General features: G+C 35.8%; 21 protein-coding genes. 14 read left to right on the top strand and 7 right to left on the bottom strand.

Features of this window, described 5'->3' with window-relative positions:
* Positions 1-337: 337 nt before the first annotated feature.
* Together IQI_RS13750 and IQI_RS13755 are read left to right on the top strand one after the other, a co-directional pair.
* On the top strand, positions 338-724 hold the full coding sequence (locus tag IQI_RS13750) for a fluoride efflux transporter FluC (protein ID WP_064093233.1): 387 nt from the start codon (positions 338-340) through the stop codon (positions 722-724).
* Positions 717-1,076: a fluoride efflux transporter FluC gene (locus tag IQI_RS13755; protein WP_064093234.1), complete on the top strand. Its 360-nt coding sequence runs from the start codon at positions 717-719 to the stop codon at positions 1,074-1,076. The genes IQI_RS13750 and IQI_RS13755 overlap by 8 nt, the downstream gene beginning before the upstream one ends.
* 71 nt (positions 1,077-1,147) lie before the next feature.
* Here IQI_RS13755 and IQI_RS13760 read toward each other — a convergent pair whose 3' ends face one another.
* Positions 1,148-1,606: a cupredoxin domain-containing protein gene (locus tag IQI_RS13760; RefSeq protein WP_156509909.1), complete on the bottom strand. Its 459-nt coding sequence runs from the start codon at positions 1,604-1,606 to the stop codon at positions 1,148-1,150.
* Between the two features lie 219 nt (positions 1,607-1,825).
* Between IQI_RS13760 and IQI_RS13765 the strand changes: the two genes are divergently transcribed.
* Complete coding sequence (locus IQI_RS13765) at positions 1,826-2,182, top strand: DUF1033 family protein (protein ID WP_064093235.1); 357 nt, start codon at positions 1,826-1,828, stop codon at positions 2,180-2,182.
* 33 nt (positions 2,183-2,215) lie between these two features.
* Here the strand turns inward: IQI_RS13765 and IQI_RS13770 are convergent, their stop codons facing one another.
* The 3 genes from IQI_RS13770 to IQI_RS13780 are packed head-to-tail and all read right to left on the bottom strand — an operon-like array spanning position 2,216 to position 6,003.
* The gene (locus IQI_RS13770) at positions 2,216-3,370 is read right to left on the bottom strand and encodes a Ger(x)C family spore germination protein (protein WP_064093236.1); all 1,155 of its coding nucleotides are present in this window, start codon (positions 3,368-3,370) and stop codon (positions 2,216-2,218) included.
* Positions 3,367-4,473 (bottom strand): GerAB/ArcD/ProY family transporter, encoded by a 1,107-nt coding sequence (locus IQI_RS13775; RefSeq protein WP_064093237.1) that lies wholly within the window; start codon positions 4,471-4,473, stop codon positions 3,367-3,369. Before IQI_RS13775 ends, IQI_RS13770 begins: the two co-directional genes overlap by 4 nt.
* 12 nt (positions 4,474-4,485) lie before the next feature.
* Positions 4,486-6,003, bottom strand: coding sequence for a spore germination protein (locus IQI_RS13780; RefSeq protein WP_156509910.1), 1,518 nt, complete (start codon positions 6,001-6,003; stop codon positions 4,486-4,488).
* Between the two features lie 134 nt (positions 6,004-6,137).
* Between IQI_RS13780 and IQI_RS20660 the strand changes: the two genes are divergently transcribed.
* From IQI_RS20660 to recQ, 5 genes are all read left to right on the top strand, one after another.
* Positions 6,138-6,269: a YuzL family protein gene (locus tag IQI_RS20660; RefSeq protein WP_156509911.1), complete on the top strand. Its 132-nt coding sequence runs from the start codon at positions 6,138-6,140 to the stop codon at positions 6,267-6,269.
* A 224-nt stretch (positions 6,270-6,493) separates the two neighbouring features.
* Complete coding sequence (locus IQI_RS13785) at positions 6,494-6,709, top strand: cold-inducible protein YdjO-related protein (RefSeq protein WP_064093238.1); 216 nt, start codon at positions 6,494-6,496, stop codon at positions 6,707-6,709.
* Between the two features lie 202 nt (positions 6,710-6,911).
* On the top strand, positions 6,912-7,046 hold the full coding sequence (locus IQI_RS21195) for a hypothetical protein (RefSeq protein ID WP_268874496.1): 135 nt from the start codon (positions 6,912-6,914) through the stop codon (positions 7,044-7,046).
* 119 nt (positions 7,047-7,165) lie between these two features.
* The gene (locus IQI_RS13790) at positions 7,166-8,767 is read left to right on the top strand and encodes an amidohydrolase (RefSeq protein WP_064093239.1); all 1,602 of its coding nucleotides are present in this window, start codon (positions 7,166-7,168) and stop codon (positions 8,765-8,767) included.
* Positions 8,768-8,899: 132 nt separating this feature from the next.
* On the top strand, positions 8,900-11,026 hold the full coding sequence (gene recQ, locus IQI_RS13795) for a DNA helicase RecQ (protein WP_197489754.1): 2,127 nt from the start codon (positions 8,900-8,902) through the stop codon (positions 11,024-11,026).
* 69 nt (positions 11,027-11,095) lie between these two features.
* On the opposite strand, the gene IQI_RS13800 is transcribed toward recQ, so the two are convergent.
* Positions 11,096-12,697: an ABC-F family ATP-binding cassette domain-containing protein gene (locus tag IQI_RS13800; RefSeq protein ID WP_064093241.1), complete on the bottom strand. Its 1,602-nt coding sequence runs from the start codon at positions 12,695-12,697 to the stop codon at positions 11,096-11,098.
* A 193-nt stretch (positions 12,698-12,890) separates the two neighbouring features.
* Between IQI_RS13800 and IQI_RS13805 the strand changes: the two genes are divergently transcribed.
* From IQI_RS13805 to IQI_RS13820, 4 genes are all read left to right on the top strand, one after another.
* Positions 12,891-13,169: a YkvA family protein gene (locus IQI_RS13805; RefSeq protein ID WP_064093242.1), complete on the top strand. Its 279-nt coding sequence runs from the start codon at positions 12,891-12,893 to the stop codon at positions 13,167-13,169.
* 78 nt (positions 13,170-13,247) lie between these two features.
* Positions 13,248-13,685: a ferritin-like domain-containing protein gene (locus IQI_RS13810; protein WP_064093243.1), complete on the top strand. Its 438-nt coding sequence runs from the start codon at positions 13,248-13,250 to the stop codon at positions 13,683-13,685.
* Positions 13,686-13,810: 125 nt separating this feature from the next.
* Positions 13,811-14,257, top strand: coding sequence for a DUF4395 domain-containing protein (locus IQI_RS13815; protein WP_082892722.1), 447 nt, complete (start codon positions 13,811-13,813; stop codon positions 14,255-14,257).
* A gap of 353 nt (positions 14,258-14,610) precedes the next feature.
* The gene (locus IQI_RS13820) at positions 14,611-16,554 is read left to right on the top strand and encodes an endonuclease MutS2 (RefSeq protein WP_064093244.1); all 1,944 of its coding nucleotides are present in this window, start codon (positions 14,611-14,613) and stop codon (positions 16,552-16,554) included.
* A gap of 221 nt (positions 16,555-16,775) precedes the next feature.
* On the opposite strand, the gene IQI_RS13825 is transcribed toward IQI_RS13820, so the two are convergent.
* Positions 16,776-17,498 carry a ZIP family metal transporter gene (locus IQI_RS13825; RefSeq protein WP_064093245.1) on the bottom strand — a complete coding sequence of 241 codons (723 nt, stop codon included), beginning with the start codon at positions 17,496-17,498 and terminating at the stop codon, positions 16,776-16,778.
* A 152-nt stretch (positions 17,499-17,650) separates the two neighbouring features.
* Here IQI_RS13825 and IQI_RS13830 point away from each other — a divergent pair, with 152 nt between their 5' ends.
* Complete coding sequence (locus IQI_RS13830; protein WP_082892723.1) at positions 17,651-18,172, top strand: YhcN/YlaJ family sporulation lipoprotein; 522 nt, start codon at positions 17,651-17,653, stop codon at positions 18,170-18,172.
* Positions 18,173-18,480: 308 nt separating this feature from the next.
* Positions 18,481-19,341: a CvfB family protein gene (locus IQI_RS13835; RefSeq protein ID WP_064093247.1), complete on the top strand. Its 861-nt coding sequence runs from the start codon at positions 18,481-18,483 to the stop codon at positions 19,339-19,341.
* 51 nt (positions 19,342-19,392) lie between these two features.
* On the opposite strand, the gene IQI_RS13840 is transcribed toward IQI_RS13835, so the two are convergent.
* On the bottom strand, positions 19,393-20,616 hold the full coding sequence (locus IQI_RS13840; protein ID WP_064093248.1) for an MFS transporter: 1,224 nt from the start codon (positions 20,614-20,616) through the stop codon (positions 19,393-19,395).
* Positions 20,617-20,774 lie beyond the last annotated feature (158 nt).

The following is a 20,774-nucleotide window of genomic DNA, read 5'->3' on the forward strand; positions in this document are numbered from 1 at the left end:
CCAAAATTCCAACAGGTACTATGCACTCATTTACATCTTTTTTTATTAATTGACATGGATCATTCAATCGATATTTGGATTGATTTGGATACCAGTTCAAAGATATTGTGGAGTTAAACCAAATGAATGAAACAATAAAAGAAAATATTATCGCTATATATAAAGGACTAATATAAAATTCCATCAAATCTTGTATAATGATATATGACAATGAGTGGTCTCCTTTAATGAAAAGTTATTTCTGTTAGAGTATACTTTGTAATTAATTTCTTTTCCACACTATTTATACGTTTTTAGTATGAAGTAGGTTTCAAAATGAATCATTAAGGATGTTTGTATGAAAAAATATGTATTAGTTGCAGTGGGTGGAGCGTTAGGCAGCATTTTTAGATGGGGAATAAGCTATCTTTTGCAAAGTGAAAATGGATTTCCATTTGCCACGCTGTTTGTTAATTTATTTGGTAGTTTTTGTTTAGTTTATTTATATAGTCGTTTATCGAGAAATCATGAAAATACATTTTTATTTTTTGCAACTGGTTTCCTCGGTTCTTTCACTACATTTTCTACTTTTAGTGTAGAGCTTGTTGGATATATTCAAGATGAGTTTTGGCTCAAATCACTGTTATATTTTTTTATCAGTAGTATTGGAGGACTTAGTTTTGGATTATTAGGATATAAACTAGGGCAAAGAAGAGGAAGTAAGGAGGAAAATCTGGATGTATAGTTTACTTCTAGTGGCAGTCGGTGGGGGCCTTGGAGCAGTAGGCAGGTATATGATAGCAAACTTGGTGAGAAATTTAAGTTCAAGCTCTTTTCCTAAAGCGACATTGATTGTGAATTCTCTTGGATCTTTATTGCTTGGAATTCTATTTGGATGTGAGGTTGGAAAGACGACCTTGCTATTAATAGGAGTAGGGTTTTGTGGGGCCTTTACTACATTTTCAACCTTTAACTGGGAAACGATTAAGTTATGGAATGAAGGTAATCTTAAAGCAGGCATTTATTTTATTGCAGGCTACATCTTTTCAATCCTTTCTGGATTGGGGGGCTATTTTTTAGGTGTTCTCTTATTATAGGGGAGAAACCGTTCACAAAAGCAAAAGGATGGATAGCCTTTATAAACGGTTTAAGTCATATTACCTATTTATTAATCTACAATGATATAGCCAATCATCGGGCCGTTGTTTTCAAGGATTTTATGAGCTTCACAAATTAATCGGTAGGTTCCTTCTTTGGAAAAAGTAACATTTACCACTGTTTCTTCTCCTTTTTTTACGATGCCTTTTACACTGGTTCCTTCAATGTAGAAAGGATGTTCCGCTCCATTTATTCCTAGTATCCGAAGCTCCAACTCTTTCCCTTTTTCTACGAATATTGTACCAGGATCCCATCGGTATACCTCTAATTCGTTCCCGTCTACGGTTTTTGATTTATATTCGCCTATTACGAGGTGGACGGTTTGTTTATCTGAAGCCTTTTCTGATAGGGAAATCGTTGGATAGGTATTTTTAGAGGATAATGACCAAACAGCTCCAAGCGTTAATATCATAATTGAAAGTAAGATGAAGATAATAGACCCTTTCTTTACGACGATAAATTTCAACATTTATTCCTCCTTTTTTAAAACATTACATCAGGCGATCATAAGAACGAAGGTGTAAATTAATTTTCACCTTTCAGAATTGGACAGATAGTAATAAAGAACACCTATAGTTCTTAACTTATGCTTGTACATTTAAGAAATTGACTATAAAAAAAGTGAAACATTTTTATTTTCTCTATAAGTTAGGTACAATTTGTATAGGTAATAAAGGAGGGGGAAGCATTGGAAAAGAGATGGAGAGTCGTTTCCACAAAAAGTGATGCAGAACCGTGGTGGTTTTTTGATGGTTGGGAAAAAGATATTATGGAAGAATGGACGTTTAAGGATAAACATGATGCGATTGAAAAATATATAAAGGACATTCAGTCTTTTCAAGAAAAGTTTCCTCATAAGAAAATGAAAAAATATCATTCTATAGCCTTTTGGGACAAAAGAGAAGTGGCTTTTTGTGAAGCGTGTGATGATGACTTACAAGTCTACCATGGCTTAATTTTGTTCGAAGATGATAAACCGATGGTTATTATTGATGATTCTGAAACAGCCTATAAAATTGATGAATCTATGAAAACAAACAGGTAGGAACGAACCCTAACTGTTTGTTTTTTTGTCTCCTTAATCAATGACTCCAGTACGAATAATCTTATTTTTTACGTTTATTTTAAAGCTGGCCTCTTTATATAGTGTCTGCCACTTTTCATTTGTCAGGTCTTGGTGACCTCTTATCGTTTTATACTCCATCCCAAACCCAATAGGATCTGTGCCTTCTCTTTGAAGTAAATCGATTGTTTCCTTTAAGTTTTTCTCTAGGAAGATACTTATTTCTTTTTCAAGTAAATTTAAAATTTTAGGATCAGAAAGCTTAAGTTCTTCAGACATTTCAAGTAACCTTGCTTCGATGTTTAATGTAATAGTGAATTCAGGCTTCTTCTGTTTTTTTGCTTTAATTTTATGATTTGATTTTATACTATCTAAGGTAATATAGAGTTTTTGTTTCTTTTCTTCCATTTCTTCTTGATAATGATTTGTATTTAGTAAAAAAGAATCGAATTTATCTAATGGAATTTCAACCTCTAAGCTACCAAGTTTATACTCTTCTATTAGTGAGCGAATATAGAATATCTTTTCATTATCTATTTCTTTGGCAAATTTATCTCCGTGAAATAAAGCAATCCCACCAACTCCTACTTTTCCCTCAGAAGCGGTAAGTATTGGTAGCACCGGGTCCTTACCAACACTTCCATAATCTGTGATGAATTCCTGGAGTGTTGGTGGAACCAATAATTCACTTTCGAGGTTTTGACGTAACAAGTTATATAAATATGTACCCATATTAGAAGGTCTTTCTTTCATTTCATACGTAAGAATTTCTTCAGCTGTTGAATGAGAGATTGCTAAGTAAACCATATTCCCAATGGATGCATCACGTTCTAATGTATCCACAAGATGAGCAATTCCCTCCGAAGCTAGTTCAGAGCCATAAATAGCAACACGTAACTGACCTGAAGCGAGCTTATGATCCGTTTCTAGGTTTTGAGATAATCTGATTCCTTTACTTGTCTTTGCTTTGGTTGTTAATATTTTTTCAACGTCTTGCTGAGTAGGGTTAAATTGATAAAGAACTAAAGACCCTTTGATTTCTTCATTTTCCGATTTATCGTAGCCAACAGCAGTAATTAGTCCAAGTTTTTCTAAGTATCTTGTTTCAACACAGCTGACCATGAAGCAGGAAACAATGAGAATTAGAAGAAGAAGGCAGAATTTTTTCACGAGGAAGATCCTTTCTTTTTTAAATGTTTAAGTTTTACTAATATAAAGAGAAAGCTTGGATAGATAAATACTAAAATGAAACTAACGGTAGCTAACTGATCTGTTAGAGAATTCATCGTCAGTCGTTTATCAATTAAAAATGATCCTCCCCATATTAATAAGGCTAAAGAATAGATAGCTTTTTTTTGTGAGATATTAAAGACCCTTTTCACCCCTCGTGTACTTGCCCAAAAAAAGATACAAATATTAGGCAAAATGATTAGCATCCAAAAAGAGACAGCAATAAATTCAAAACGCTCTAAGTTAGGGATTTGCAAAATTTTAAACATAGATAACACAGGCCAAATCGTTTTTTTTAGGGCATCCTCTGAGAAGAAGCCTATGCTTACAATCGTTACCACTGTAAAAAGAAGTGTGGAGGAAAATGTTCCTAAAAGTGTATATTTTAATATTTTTTTCTTTTCCTTCACATAAGGGTATAACAGAAGTATCAATTCAAATCCAATGATGGAAAAACTCGTTTTATAAACCCCCATTAACATTTCTTTCGGTGAAGATGTAAGAATAGGTAGTAGGTGATTAATATCCATATGTTTAATAGGTGTATAAATCATGAAGACGATCCAAAGAGCCAGTACCAACCCTAGAAATGTGATACCTACAACTACTCTAATTCCTCCAAGCACCCCATATACCATAAGGAATATTAATAACCCCATTAATAACCAAGTTTGCAGTTTAGGGAAAATCCAAGCTTGAACCATTTCAACGTAATTCATTAATATGACGTAGGTGAGGATAACATAATACAGAATGTAAAGAGCGTTAAAGACTTTACTAAACCACTTTCCATAGATATCTTGATGAATTCCATAAAGGTCTGCGCTTTTATAGGTCTCAAGTATTTTAACCATTAACCATACAACAAACGATACGAGGATCCAGGAAAGAAGCACAGAAATCCAAGCATCTCGACCTGCTTCCATAAAAATAATTCTGGGTAATCCTGCTATACCAACACCTGTTTGAGCTGTGTGTATAATAAACATAATTAAGTATGAATTAAATAACAAACTTTCTTTTGGATCTACATTTATTTTCATTCAGCTCATCCTTTATTCATCAACATCTTTCTTTTGAACGGCATTTTTATTTGGAATTCGACCTTTATCTTGAGTGCGATTGGTTACTGGTCGAATTTGTAAATATTGGTATGGGAGACGGAAAATACTGTATTTTAAATCACTAAAGCGGAAGGGATAGAGTGGAGATAAATAAGGTCTTCCTAAGGTAGTAATTTTCAGCAAATGAATGAGCAGGAAACAAAAACAGAACATGATTCCAACTCCTCCATAAAACCCAGCCATTACAATGATTGGAAAACGAATAATTCGAACAGCTGTGCCTATCGAATAACTGGGGGCTGTAAATGAACCGAGAGCACTTATAGCGATAATGATTATTAATATATTACTGGTAAATCCAGCCTGTACAGCAGCCTGCCCAATAACAATACCACCAACAATACCCATGGTCTGGCCAACTTTGGTCGGAAGTCTTGCCCCTGATTCTCTTAGCAATTCGATTATGAATTCTAATAGAAGAGCTTCGAACATTGGAGGAAAGGGTACATTTGAGCGTGATTGACCAAGGGATACTAATAATGCTGATGGAATAACCTCGTAATGATAAGTGAGAACCGCCACATAAGCGGGGGTTAAGAGAATGGAAAAGAAGATGGCAATTAATCGTAGAAATCTAAGGAAAGTTCCCATATTCCATCTCATATAAATATCTTCCGTTGATTCAAAAAAAGTCATGAAAGTAGAGGGTCCAATAATGGCAGTCGGACTTCTATCCACTAATAACCCAATTTTCCCGTGAAGAAGTGAAATCGATAGTCGATCAGGTAACTCTGTTGTAAGAAGTTGAGGGAAGAACGTGTAAGAATTATCTTCTATCATTTGAGCCAGAATAGTTGAGTCCAAAATGCTATCAACCTCTAAATCGGTAATTCTTTGTCGAAATATGTTTACATTCTCCACTTCAGCTATATCTTTTATGTAGACCATCTGAACTTTTTTCTTCGCCCTTGACCCAATCATAAAGGTCTCAACACACAACTTAGGATCATTAATATTGGAGCGCAAAAGGTTAAGGTTTTTGGAAATAGATTCTGTAAATGAAACTTTGGGACCGAAAACAAGGGATTCTGTCTCTGCTTTCTCCAAACTTCGTGTACCTTTATCTGCAACATCGGCTAAAATCCCAAGGTTATCTCTTTCTCTATAAATATACGCAGTACCATTTACAAGGTTATTAATGATGTCGTCTAGCTGATTGGTTTGAGTAAGCTTTGCGATATGTATTGAATTCTCTATTACTTCAAAATTAATATCGTCAGTTATTTTCTCTAACGGTTTAATAACACTGTCTTGAAGGGATTTCGTATCAATTAAATCTTCGAAGTAAAAAATCCCAATTCGTTGATTTTGCAAAGTCAGGAGTCTTAAGACTAAATCTTCACTGTTACTTACAAGAGACACTATATCCTTATGAAGGGCATCTAAATTAGTACTATGAGGTGACTCTAATTTAGGATCATCTTTATCTACTCGTCTTTTTCTAAACACAATAATTCAACACCTTGCTCCTTATTGATATTTATAGACTTCCCATGAGAGATAATTTTACTCAAACAATTACGAGTATTTTAACCACATAAAATAGTTCTTATTTGGAGAAAGTATAAATGGAGGTGATGGTGATGAGCAGAAAGAAAGAGGATCCATCAAAAGCAGTTTTAGGTTCTTCTCAAGTAGAGGGGCAAGGTACAACAAACCAAGAATTAACTGGGGGTACGAAGGCAAAATCATCTAGAAAAAAGAATAAGAAATAATGATGTGATTTATACTAGTATCCTTCTTTTCAATGGGGGGGCGCTTCATATATAAATATGATGGAAAGTATGGTATAATAGATATAATCGCAGAAATTATTATTGTCTTTACTTTGTTACACAAGAAAAACCACATACATCTGCAGAATAAATTAGCACACTTATTATTTTCCTGTTAGAATGCATAGCACGGAAATCCTACTTATCTTAAAGGAGGACATTCAATGGCTTTTGGTCGTAGAAATCAAGTTGAAGAAGAAATTAAAACAGAGGAAACAAAGATTTGGGCTTGTTCCACTGAAGATTGTAAAGGCTGGATGAGAGATAATTTTAAAAGTGAAGATACACCTAAATGCCCACTTTGCAAGGCTGATATGGTTACTTCAACGAAAGTTTTACAAGTGGTAGATAATCCGCATCCAACAATGAAATCGTCCTAATGAACGTTTAGAACCAATCATATGATTGGTTCTTTTTTCATGAACCGTACCTACGGCGGAGGTGTGAAGGGTTACGGGGAATAATCCCCTCCTACACGATTTACATTTTATTCATAGAAATCCTCTTTTTTAAAAATTATTAAACTCTTTTTTTACATTTGAATAGTATGTAATGTATGTATGTATTAAAGGAGGGAGCACCATGTCCAAGAAAGAAAAAGAAGTGAAAAGTAATTCTACTGAAAGTGACCGTAAAGAAACTGTGTGGGATGGCTTTTGGAAGCTGTCTAAGCCTGTTGAAGTAAATAAAGAGGAAAAAAAAGTTAAATGGTTTTAATTTAGTGAAGAGGCTGTACATGGAATGTAAGAATATTCATGTACGGCTTTTTTTTAAAGTTTAATCAAACTTAGGAGAGGTAAAAAGAGAATATATAACAGAAAAGGAGGAAGTGCCAATTGAAATTATCGAATGTAAGACTATATGACGGTATGAACTATACAGATCCCAATAAGAAATACACTGTAACAATCGAGGAAGGGGGGATTAGGGATATAAAGGAAGGCGGAGGACAAAGGGAAACAAAAAATGCATTGGATGCGATGGAAAGAGTGCTATCTCCTGCATTTCATGACACTCATATGCATTTTTTGCGATACGGTTTAATGAAGAAAGAATTAGATCTAAGACATGTTAAGAGTTGGGAAGAAATGAAAAACGAAGTCCTTGAATATTACCCTAAAATGGAAAAGGGGGATTGGATTGTCGGTAGAGGTCTCAATGATAGTGAGTTCGAGGATCGAAATGACCTTTTAACAGGAAAAGATCTGGATGAATTGCACTTACATACGTATATGTTTTTTCTTCATCAAGATGGACACGAATGTGTCGTCAATCATAAAGTTCTCGATTTATTAAAGGATGAAGATGAATTTAATGAAATTCCTGAGGCTTTTAAAGAAAAAAATGATAGTGGCGAGTGGACAGGGCGTTTCAAGGATAGTGCCGTTCACTTCATCAAACATCATTTTCGGAGCAGAAGTTCTGATGTAGCGAAAGAAGCTATCAGACAGGGGATTCCCCATATTCTGAAGCACGGTATTACTACCATACACACGGATGACTTGAATTTCATAGGGTCCTATGCCCGTTTATGGAGTGCATATAGCGAGTTAGAGAAAGAAGGGGAATTACCATTAAGAGTATATTTACACCACTACATCTTTAAAAAAGAGCATTTGCAGGATTTTCTTGAACACCATCCTCATCGCACTGGTGAAGGTAGCGATCATGTAAAGGTAGGCGCGGTGAAAATTTTTCTTGATGGGACCCAACGTCTTCACACTTCTGCCATGAGGATTCCATATAAGGATCGACCTGATACAAATGGTATCTTAATTTATTCTCAAAAGGAACTTAATGAAATAATCAGGCTTGCAGGTGAAAATCGAATGCAGGTAGCGATGCATGCCATTGGGGACAAAGCTGTTGAACAAGCCATAACGGCACTGGAACAAGAAGAGGCACAAACAGATACACTTCATCACAGAATCATCCATGCCCAAACATTAGGCGAAGATTTGCTCTATCGCTTGGAAAAGGTCAAGCCTACCATTGAAACACAACCTTCATTCTTGATGGGAGAATGGGATAAAAAGGTTAAATGGGTAGGAGAGGATTTGGCACCCTATTGCGACGCGTTTAAGAGCATCGTAAAGCGAGGTATACCATATACATTGAGTTCAGATCTGCCTATTGGTTCCATTGATCCTTTTGAAGGAATGTTTGCAGCCGTCAATAGGACAGACCTGTCCGGGAAGCCGGAAGGAGGGTGGCAGCCTCAGGAAAAGCTCTCAATAGATGAGGCTTTTCGTGGATATACGTCCATGGCCACCTTGATCGAATTAAATGAATCTTACAATTCAGGGACCATCACAGAAGGAGAACGTGCGGACTTCATTCTATTGGATCGACATCCATTGGAAGTTTCAAAAAATGAAATAAACAGCATACGGGTTGTTGAAACCTGGCATTCCGGAAACAAGGTTTATTCGATCTAAGTAAAAAGTAACTTCCCCCTTACAAATAAAGATTCAGGGGGATTTTTTACTGGAACTTTCAGTCTGCCTATTGGCACGTCCATTGATCTCTAATACAATATAATGATAAGAATTCTATTTGGAGGGAAGATTGTGATCACAGAAGCAAAACAGGTATTAAAGCAATACTTTGGTTATGATGAATTCAGGGACGGTCAAGAGAGCATTATTGAATACATATTAGATGGGAAAAACACAGTGGGCATTATGCCGACAGGTGGAGGAAAGTCTCTATGTTACCAAATTCCCGCCCTAATGTTAGAAGGCGTAACACTTGTTATCTCTCCACTCATCTCTCTTATGAAAGACCAGGTGGATTCTTTAATCCATCAGGGGATTCCAGCTACCTATATTAATAGTACTCTTTCTACCAGTGAAGTTGAGAAAAGAATGGAAGAGATTTCTCTAGGTGAGTTCAAGCTTGTATATATTGCTCCAGAGAGATTGGAATCTTTTGGATTTGTCCGTTTCCTCAATACATTGCCCATCCCTCTTGTAGCTGTTGATGAAGCGCATTGTTTATCCCAATGGGGTCATGATTTCAGACCAAGCTACTTAGGGATTTACAATGCAGTGAGTCAACTTCAAACAAAGCCTACCATACTCGCTCTTACTGCCACCGCTACTCCACAAGTGCAAGCTGATATTCTTCATCACTTACACATTCCGGATCAATATAAAGTATTAACTGGTTTTCAGAGGACGAATTTATTTTTCCAGGTGGTAAAGGGAGAAGATCGGAAACGGTGGGTTGAAAGATATGTACAAAAGAATCATCAGGATTCTGGTATCATTTATTGTGCCACCCGTAAGGAAGTTGAAAATCTTTATGTATTTCTAGAGAAAAAAGGATTATCCGTAGGTAAATATCACGGGGGGCTTTCTGACACCTTAAGACAAGAACAACAGGAAGCATTTCTGAATGATTCCATTAACATCATGATTGCGACCAATGCTTTTGGCATGGGAATCAATAAATCAAACGTGCGTTATGTTGTTCATTATCAAATTCCGAAGAATATGGAAGGTTATTACCAAGAAGCAGGAAGAGCAGGACGTGATGGAGTAGACAGTGAATGTGTATTGTTGTTCTCCCCTCAGGATATCCAGACACAGCGTTACATCATTGACCAGAATATTGTAAATCCTGAATTGCACGAGAATGAAATGCAGAAGCTCCGTGACATGATTGATTTTGTTCATACAGAAGCATGCCTACAGAACTATATCTTAGATTATTTTGGTGAACTGGTAGATCAATCATGCGGTAACTGTAGTAATTGTTTGGATGATCGAGAATCAGAAGATGTAACAAAAGAAACACAAATGGTTTTGTCCTGCATGATGCGAATGAATGAAAGGTTTGGAACCTCACTCATCAGTGGTGTACTTACTGGTTCAAAGAATAAAAAAATCCTCGAATGGGGGTTTGATCGTCTGACTACGTATGGATTAATGAAGGATTTGTCCCAAAAAGAAGTAGGTCTATTCATCGATTATTTGATTTCTGAAGGGATTATTCAGGTTGAGGGTGGTAGTTTTCCAGTTCTGAAGGTTTCATCAAAAGGCAAGGAGGTATTAATGGGAGAAAGAACTGTTTCTAGAAAGGTACAGCCTACGGTTTCTGCTATTATCCCTAATGAAGATGGTTTATTCCAAGCCCTCAGAGCCCTTCGGAAATTGATTGCAGATTCAGAAGGGGTGCCACCATTCGTTATTTTCTCAGATAAGTCTTTGCAGGATATGTGTGTGAAGATACCGAAAACATCAGAGGAATTTCTTCACGTTAGCGGAGTAGGGGAAAGCAAGATGGAACGATATGGAGAGGTTTTCATTAGAGAAATTTCAGCTTTTTTAGAAGCAAACCCTGATCACCAAGTGGAGGTAGTCAAGCCAACATCATCTCGTAAGACAAACAACTCTGATACGGCTTCCTATTTGATCAGCTATGCTTTATTTAAAGATCAAAAAGGGATCAAAGATATTGCTAAAGAGCGGGGTATGAGCACGGCAACGATTGAAAATCACATTATCCGTACCTATCAAGAAGGCATACTGGATGATTGGAGTATTCTCTTTACAGAAGAAGAAGAAAGTCTGATTGAAGAAGCTGTTTCGAAAGTAGGGGCAGACCTATTGAAGCCCATTAAAGAAGAATTACCAAAAAAAATAAGTTATTTCCAAATTAAAGGATTTTTGGTTAAAAACGGTCAGAATTAATTTGTCACGATAACAGGAGCCAAATCAAAAAAGCAGATGCCAGGCATCTGCTTTTTACTTTGTATTCGATTAAGCCTTCATTGCAGCTTTCATTTCCAAGAATTCATCATACGTCGTTTCTTTATCGATTAGACCGTCTTCTGTGATTTCGATAATGCGATTTGCGATGGTTTGAATGAACTGATGGTCATGAGAAGCGAAAATCATCGCACCTTTGAAGTTGATCAATCCATTATTTAGTGCCGTAATGGATTCCAGATCCAAATGGTTTGTTGGTTCATCAAGTAGGAGAACATTGGATCCGCTTAGCATCATTTTCGATAACATACAGCGAACTTTTTCTCCTCCAGAAAGGACACTTGGCTTCTTTAAAACTTCTTCCCCAGAGAAGAGCATGCGACCAAGGAATCCGCGAAGGAATGTTTCGCTCTCATCGTCTGGTGAGTATTGACGTAACCAGTCCACAAGTGAAGGTTCATTTCCTTCAAAGTACTTGGAGTTATCATTCGGGAAGTACGCTTGAGTAGTGGTCACTCCCCATTTGAATGTACCACTGTCAGGTTCCATTTCCCCTGCAAGGATCTTGAATAGGGTTGTTTTCGCAATTTCATTTGCGCCAACCAATGCGATTTTATCATCTTTGTTTAGTATGAAGTTCACATTATTTAGTACCTTAACGCCATCGATGGTCTTTGTTAGACCTTCGACACGGAGAACATCATTTCCGATTTCCCGTTCAGGCTTGAATTGAACATATGGGTAACGACGAGAGCTTGGCTTGATGTCGTCCAATGAGATTTTTTCCAACGATTTTTTACGTGACGTGGCTTGTTTGGATTTAGATGCGTTGGCACTAAATCTGGCAACAAATGCCTGAAGCTCTTTAATCTTTTCTTCCTTTTTCTTGTTCTGATCCTGGGCCATTTTCAGTGCTAATTGGCTTGATTCATACCAGAAATCGTAGTTTCCTACATAAACTTGGATTTTTCCAAAGTCAAGGTCAGCAATGTGTGTACACACTTTGTTTAAGAAATGACGGTCATGTGATACAACGATTACGGTGTTTTCGAAGTTGATTAGGAAGTCTTCTAACCACTGAATCGCTTGGATGTCCAAGTGGTTGGTAGGCTCATCCAGTAATAAAACATCAGGTTTGCCAAATAACGCTTGTGCCAGTAAGACCTTCACTTTGTCTCCACCTGTTAGTTCAGACATTTGTTTCGTGTGAAGTTCTTCGTTGATACCTAAGCCTTTTAGTAGGATTGCCGCTTCTGATTCAGCTTCCCAACCGTTTAGCTCCGCGAATTCGCCTTCTAATTCTGCAGCTCTCATACCATCTTCATCAGAGAAGTCTTCCTTCATATAGATGGCTTCTTTTTCCTGCATTACTTCATATAAACGGGTATGCCCCATAATGACTACTTTTAATACTTCATATTCCTCATATTCGAAGTGGTCCTGTTTTAATACAGCAAGACGCTCTCCAGACCCCATTGATACATGTCCGGTTTGGGATTCGATTTCTCCGGAGAGAATTTTAAGAAAAGTCGATTTTCCTGCTCCGTTTGCTCCGATAAGACCATAGCAATTTCCTGGATTAAACTTTATATTCACGTCTTCGAATAATTTTCTATCCCCAAAACGTAAGCTTACATCTGATACTTGAATCATATATAATACCTCCCAATACTCAATCTAAAAGATTATAACACGCAAAGGGTCTAAAAAGATAGAGGGGAAGTATACACGTGGTTCATTTTCAGGGATACAGGGAATATAGTACAAACATCTTCTATTATATGTATTGTTTTCATTTCATCATTTTCCCCTTGTAATGTAATATGTAAATAAGGATGGTGTATGTATGAAACTCTTGAAACGATTTAAATTTCTAGTTAATGTTCGAAAATCAGTTCCATTTTTAGTGGAATTTTTTCGCTCAAAAGATATATCAATTGTAAAAAAGGTTCTATCGATTGGACTAATACTGGGGTATTTTATCCTGCCACTTGATCTTATCCCGGATGTTTTAGTCTTATTTGGCATTATTGATGATGTAGCTGTATTCGCATTTATTCTACAATTAATCGTAAAGCTCGCACCTGAAAAGTTAAAAGAAAGATATGAAATCAAAAAACTCTGAAGGATTTATTGAAATGTTTAACAAAGGATAGGCCTCTATCATAGTTTGTAAGGACTATGTATAGGAGGAGATTTCTTCATGTATGACCACCGTGCTTTTTATCAATATGAAGAACAAAGACAGCTTGATCCACAATTGAGGCGAGATATTCAAAAAGCGATTAATGACGAATTTACAGCGATTTCTTATTATACTCAGCTTGCTGCAATAGCACCGGATAAATCAGCGAAACAAGCTATACTCAGTATTCGTCAAGATGAAATACGCCATTTTAATGCCTTTTCTCAGTCATTTTTGCAATTAACAGGAAGGTATCCAAAGATAGATATAGTGAATCCTAGGGACTTACCAACAAATTATCGTCAAGGTGTTCGTGAAAGTATAAAGGATGAGTCAGAAACTGTATCTTTTTATTTATCCATTGCGAACAGGTTAACAGATCCCCGTGCTAAGAGAAGATTTACAAGGGCTGCATATGATGAGCAGCGTCATGCAGAAATATTAAGAAAACTATAAATATAATCTATAACCGGAGAAGCCGTAAAATGGGCATATCTTTCGGTTTTTTCTTTTGATTTTTTAATGGAATTCAGCTAAACTAAACATATACGTAAATTCCAATAAGAAAGGTATGAATTAAAGTGGATTCTCATATTTCGAATTCAATCCCGAAGCCTTTAGTTTCTATAAATCAATGGTTTATTGTGATAAGTGTAGTTGTTTCCTGGTTAACAAATATGGAATGGTTATTAATCCTTCCTTTCATTGCCGGCCTTTCAGGACTCTTGTTTAGATTTAATCCCGTAATGCACGTAGGTAAACGATTCTTAAAAAAAGAAATGTCCAGTTATCCTCCTGAGGATTTTGATCAACAACAATTCAATGGTGCCATTGCAGTAGTTTGTTTAGGAAGTGCGTTCATCAGTTCATTAATTGGATGGAGCATTGGCTATTATCTATTTTCTGGCATGGTATTTTTAGCTGCATCTATCGCATTATTAGGTTTTTGTGTAGGGTGCTTTATCAGATTTCAATTTAAGAAATTTCAACACAACCGATCGAAAAGATTGATGAATAGGCCTAATTGACAAACTTTAAAGGAAACATTAAAATAAAGTTGTAACTAAATGAGGAATATTAAGGAGTATGTTGTATGTTAGGTGTCGTTCTTAACTAACCGTTAATAGAATACGGTCATTCATCGGTAAAGCTTAAAAATAGGCTTTCATTATGCTTATTTAAGTATGCCTTCTGAATGAAGTTAAGAACAATGGTCATAGCATACTCATACTTTTTAAAGTAGAGCTGTGTCTTTGTGCACAGCTCTTTTTGTGCATAAAGACATATCTTCCCTCTATTTAATAAGGTGATTTGTATAGTTGTAGTACTGACCACAATGGACATTGTTCGTTGTGGTCTATTTTTATTGGAGGAGATTACATTGAATGAAAAAACGATTCAAATTTTGGAATTTAATAAGATTAAAGAAGAACTAACTCATTTTGCTCTCACTCAAGAAGGAAAAGCAGAACTATTAAAGTTAGTACCTTCAACTCATAAACGTCAAATTGAAATGCGATTAGATGAAGTATCAGAAGCAGTGCTAATTTTAGAAAAAAGTGCCAGTGTACCAATCCATGCCTTAGATGGCGTTGAAAAAATTGTTTCAAATTTAAATAAAGGAGTACCGTTAAAGCCGGAAGGACTTACAAAATTATATTATTTTCTTGATGCTTGTAAGAAGCTGAAAAGTTACATGAATGATAAGCAATGGATTGCTCCAAGGGTTTCTGCATATGTGTATTCAATAGAGGATATTCCAGAAGTTGGGGATGAAATCAATCGATGCATCCGAAATGGAAGAGTAGATGATTATGCAAGTAAAGAATTACTGCGTATTAGAAAACAGGTCTCAATACAGGAAGACAGGTTAAAAGATAAAATTCAATCCATCGTGAAGTCAGCTAAATATAAACCATTTTTACAAGAGGCGATTGTCAGTCAACGTAACGGACGGTATGTAATACCTATAAAGAAAGAATATAAAAGTAAGTTAAAAGGATCTGTCTTAGATGCTTCCGCCTCAGGGTCTACCCTATATATGGAGCCTGAAGAATTGAGTAGTCAACAAGACCAGCTTCTTTTACATCAGATGGAAGAAGAACAAGAGATAGAAAATATACTGTGGACATTGACTGGTCTTGTTCAGGCATATGAGCCACAATTAAAGCTGGCGATTGAAACCATGATTCATTATGATGTCTTATTTGCGAAAGCAAAATACAGCCGATCCATAAATGGAGTAAATCCGATTGTAAATGAAAATCACATTATCAGACTGAATAATGCTATCCATCCATTGTTAGGTAGAAAGGCAGTGCCGTTGTCGTTAACTTTAGGAGATACCTTCCACGCCCTGATTATTACAGGGCCCAATACAGGTGGAAAGACAGTAGCGATAAAAACAGTGGGATTGTTGACTTTAATGGCTCAATGTGGTCTTCACATTCCTGCTGAGAAAGGAAGTGAAATCAGTATATTTCAACAAATCCTACTTGATATTGGTGATGGTCAAAGTCTTGAACAGAATTTAAGTACATTCAGTTCTCATATTACAAACATTATTGAAATTTTAAAAGATACAAATGATCGTACATTAGTTTTATTGGATGAGCTCGGTTCAGGTACTGATCCTTTAGAAGGGATGGGTTTAGCTACCGCCATATTAGGCCAACTGTATGAAAAAGGGGCTACAATGTTGGCTACTACACATTATAGCGAGATTAAAAACTATGCTGATGACCGTGAAGGATTTATTAATGGAAGTATGGAATTCAACCTGGAAACCTTAAAGCCTACTTACAAATTAATGGTAGGGAAAGGAGGAGAAAGTCAGGCTTTCTCTATTGCTTTAAAATTAGGTATGCACCCTTCTATTGTACAAAAAGCTCATCATATTTCTTATCGAGAAGAAAAGGACTACACCGTAGAAGATTTGGATATAACCACAAGAAAAGACCTTGAAAAACAAGTGATTGTAAACAAGCATAAACGTCGAAATCACTCTAAATCTGTTTCGAAGAATGAAAATATGAATTCTTCTATAAAGATATTCACAAAAGGAGACAATGTAAAAATTTCTTCAACGGGTGAATTTGCCATTGTTTATGAAGGTCCAGATGAAAAAGGGGATTATATTGTACAAACGAAAGGAAAAAAAGAAACGATAAACCATAAACGTTTGTCTCTTTATGTAACTGCGAGTGAACTTTATCCAGAAGACTATAATTTCGATATTATATTTAACACAAAGGAAAATCGCAAGAAAGATAAAATAATGGGTAAGAGGTATGTCGAAGGATTAACCATTGATCATGAAGACTAAAGCCTAATACATTCTTAACGTACCTAATAGAGAATTAGGTGCGTTTTTTTGATATTCGCTCTGTTAACAAGTTTGATTGGAGGCAAACAGGAAAGAACTTGCAAGTGCCGCTTTAAAATAGGTTCAACGTCTACCCTGTGAAAGTGTGCTTCCTTTAGCTACAATCAACCACTGCTATTCCAACTTAAATGGCTACAATACTTATGCAAACCGCCATATGATTATAAGTTAGTAAATAAATAAGATAATATGATTCCAAGAGAGGAAATAAATCCTACAATTGGACCTCCTTCTTCAAATGCTTCGGGAAGCATAGTAGATGAGACCATTGATAATAATCCGCCTGCTCCAAATGCACCAATCGCGTATATAAAATCTTGTGAGGCATTCTGCAAGAAGACATATCCACAAAGGGAACTAAGTGAGGATAGAATTACCACACTTCCCCATAAAAAAAGTATTTTCCTTGAGCTATATTCATCAAGTTTTAAACCAATGCTACTCGATAACGATTCAGGCAGGTTGCTTATAAAAATGGCCAAGATAAATACCCATTGAATAGATTGGTTGCCAATAAAGCTTACGCCAATAATGATTGATTCTGGAATGGCATCCATAATGGTCCCTATGTAAATGGCTAAACCTGAATGACCGTGAGGATTTTTTTTAGATCTTTTTCGTTCTTTACCACCTTTTTTTGATATGAAATATTCAAGGACGGTAAACACTAGAGCACCTATTAAAAACAATGCAGTAACTAATAGTAAATTTGCTTCCCCAGTTGATTCTCCTAATAAATCAAAGGTTGCCGAACCAATAATCAATCCTGTTCCAAAAGCCATAAAAGCAACTACTTTTTTAGGAATAGTAAAGAATATGCCCATTAAAGCTCCAATAAATAGAGACAAACTTGCTACTCCACCCCAAAATGCTGCTTGAATCATTTATTCTCACCCCTATATATCTAGTATGGATACAACTTGTCGTTACATTCATTCTAAATGTGATTTCCTCAAGAGGTATTTTTGAATATTTGTTGAATAGATTATTGCTTCAGTGGAGATAGTAAGGGGGAAACTATTTAGGAGGTATTTTTATGAAAAAATACGTGTTCACAGCGTTAATAGGTGTATTGTTTTTAGGAATCGTTTCTGGTTGTGGAACCAACGATAACATGAATGAACAAGGGTTGAATGAAAACAATAGAGATCTTCAGAATGTAAAATACAATAATAATCAAGGGAATCGTGATTATGTGAATTACGATGGAGAGATGGTAGAAGAAAATTATTCTATTTCTGATAAGGCCGCTAACAAGGTAGCTACTCTAAACCAAGTCGAAAGTGCATATGTCCTGACTACCAAAAGAAATGCTTATGTAGCTGCAGTTCTAGAAGACAGATATAATGGGGAAATCAACAACGAGTTAGAAAAGAAAATAGCCGATAGTGTTAGAAGTGTTGATCCAGGAATACAAAATGTTTATGTATCTACAAACCCTGACTTTATTGATTCTATGAGAGATTATGCTAACAAAGCAGATCAAGGTAAACCAATTAAAGGTCTTGGAGAAGAAATGGCGGATATGTTGAAGCGGGTATTCCCAAATAGAAAATGATTTTTTCAGTAACACCTATTAAAAGTCGGTGGAAATCTTTCATCGGCTTTTTTGTATGTTTGTAATCAGATCTGTATTTAATTGGATCTTTTGGAGAAGATTTTAAAAACGTTTTTGTTTCTATTTAAATAGCGGTGTATGATAGATTTAGATTAGTATTCATTATTTTCAAAATTAATGATTTATTTTAAAATGACTTCACACTCTATACATAAGCAGTGAAAAAAGATATATTTAGTGAATACAAACGTTGAGAAGTGAGAGAATTAAGCATAAAAAGCTTCACTTTAATAGGAGGAAATAGAATAATGTCTTCATTAAAACCAGGAACGGTAGTGGATTTATTTGTTGATCATGAAGTACCATATGGTTTCTTTTTAACAGATGAAACAGAGGATCGAGTTTTACTTCACCATTCTGAAATAACAGAAGAAATTTTTGAAGGAGATACTGTGAAAGTATTTCTTTATCATGATAAAGAAGTTAGGCTTACTGCAACCATGCGAATTCCAAAAGTACAGGTTGGGACTTACGGTTGGGCTGAAGTAGTAGATAAAAGAGAAGATTTAGGAGTTTTTGTAAATATAGGATTACCGAAAGATATCCTGGTATCAGCGGATGACCTTCCAAAGTTTCTTGAACTTTGGCCCAATCCAGGCGACCAGCTTTTCCTAACTTTAAATAGAGATAAACAAGACCGATTGTATGGACGTCTAGCAACTGAAAACATTATTGAACAAGTTTCAAGACGAGCACCTAGTGAAATGATAAAGGCCCAAGTTCAAGGTAGAGTTTATCGCCTATTAAGAGTAGGAACCTTCTTCTTATCCGAACAAGGATACAGATGCTTCGTTCATGAAAATGAACGAAAAGAAGAACCGCGTTTAGGAGAATTAGTTACGGGAAGAGTAATTGATGTAAAGGATGATGGGAACCTGAATGTATCGTTCCTTCCATTAAAACAAGACAAAATGGGAGAAGATGCGGAGGTAATCTTAGATTATTTAAATCAACGGAATGGGGCTATTCCTTATTGGGATAAAAGTCTACCAGATGAAATAAAAGACCGTTTTAACATGAGTAAGGCTTCTTTCAAGAGGGCTCTTGGTAAACTTATGAAAGAAAATCTTGTTTATCAAGAAGAGGGTTGGACCTATTTAAAAAAATAAAGAAGGGGAGTGCTGACCATTATAGGTTTGCACTCCTTCTTTTTAATTCTGTTATAACATGCTACCTTTACTGTCAGGTAGGATGACTTGTTTCTTCAAGGCTCTTATAGGAAGTAATGTCCCAATTAGCGCGATCAAACTACATCCGATCAATACATTCGAATACCCTGTTAGAGCTATTGTTGATAATAATCCAAAAACAATAAGATCCAAGCCTGAATCCACAATTGAAAGTAAGGAGATGGTCGTTGCCCTTACTTTAGAGGGGATCAGGTCATTACTTAGTTGTGAGTATATGGGATAGCGGAGAGCTCTTACCAGACGTAAGACAAAAAATGCACCAATAATCATCCACAGGGATGAAGCGAATATAGCTGAAACTATTAATCCGATAACGGCTAACATTCCTGAGAAGTTCATGAGTAGAACTCTTGAGAAATGAGCAGTCAACCAGCCAATCGAATGAGAAGCAATAAAACCTACACAAGCTGAAATTGCATATAGAATTCCTATTAAATACACTGGTAAACCGGCACCTTTTAATAAGGGTTGATCAAAATATCCATACACAGCACCAGCGGGAATAAATACTAACGTCACATTTAAAAACATAAGTAATAATTGAGGTGCTTGTTGAATAACACGAATACCACTTTTTAATTGCAAAAATGGATTTTTTTTAGTGAAAGAATCATTACCAGGTTGTTTTATTTTTAGAATTAAGAAAAATTCAATTATATGAAAAAATAATCCTAATATTATCAGAAGATTAAATTGTTGATTTGTCAAATCTTTAGCGAGTAATGATCCAAGAACAACAGCGATGAGCATGCTCACAAATGTAGCAGATTGAATTTTACCCATTGCCGAGTCCATGCGGTTTTCTTCTCCTGATTCTTTTAAAGAATCATAGATTAATGCTTCGTCTGCACCTGAAAAAAACGTAACAGAAAAGCCGTTAATAAAGCTATATAAGAAGAACATCCAAGGCTCATAAGTGAAAAGAAGCATTACCATACTTATGGTTTTTAAAACGGAGCCTACAAGAAAAGAAATTTTGGCACTGAAGCGATCGGCGAAAATTCCAGTAGGAACCTCACCTATTAAGACGGCACCGCTCCAAAACATTAAGACTATCAATATCTCAGATGAGTTTAATCCTCTCTCCATATAAAATAACGTTAATACAGGCTGTAAAAAGCTTATTGTACCAAAAAAAGATACCCAAAATAATATTCGTACATTATGACTTGCCAGTGATAGTTGATTGTTCATTATTTCTCCTACTTCCTTTATTTAATGAATATAAGAAGAAGGAGCCGCGTTTCATGTTAATATATAAGTAACTTAAACGTTCACTCCTCCTTGAGATGGTAAGAAAGCGATAGAGATTTTTTGCATAATATTTCCTCCTCAAATTAAGATACTCTTAG

This window comes from Rossellomorea aquimaris TF-12, from assembly GCF_001648555.1.
GTDB lineage: Bacteria > Bacillota > Bacilli > Bacillales > Bacillaceae_B > Rossellomorea > Rossellomorea aquimaris.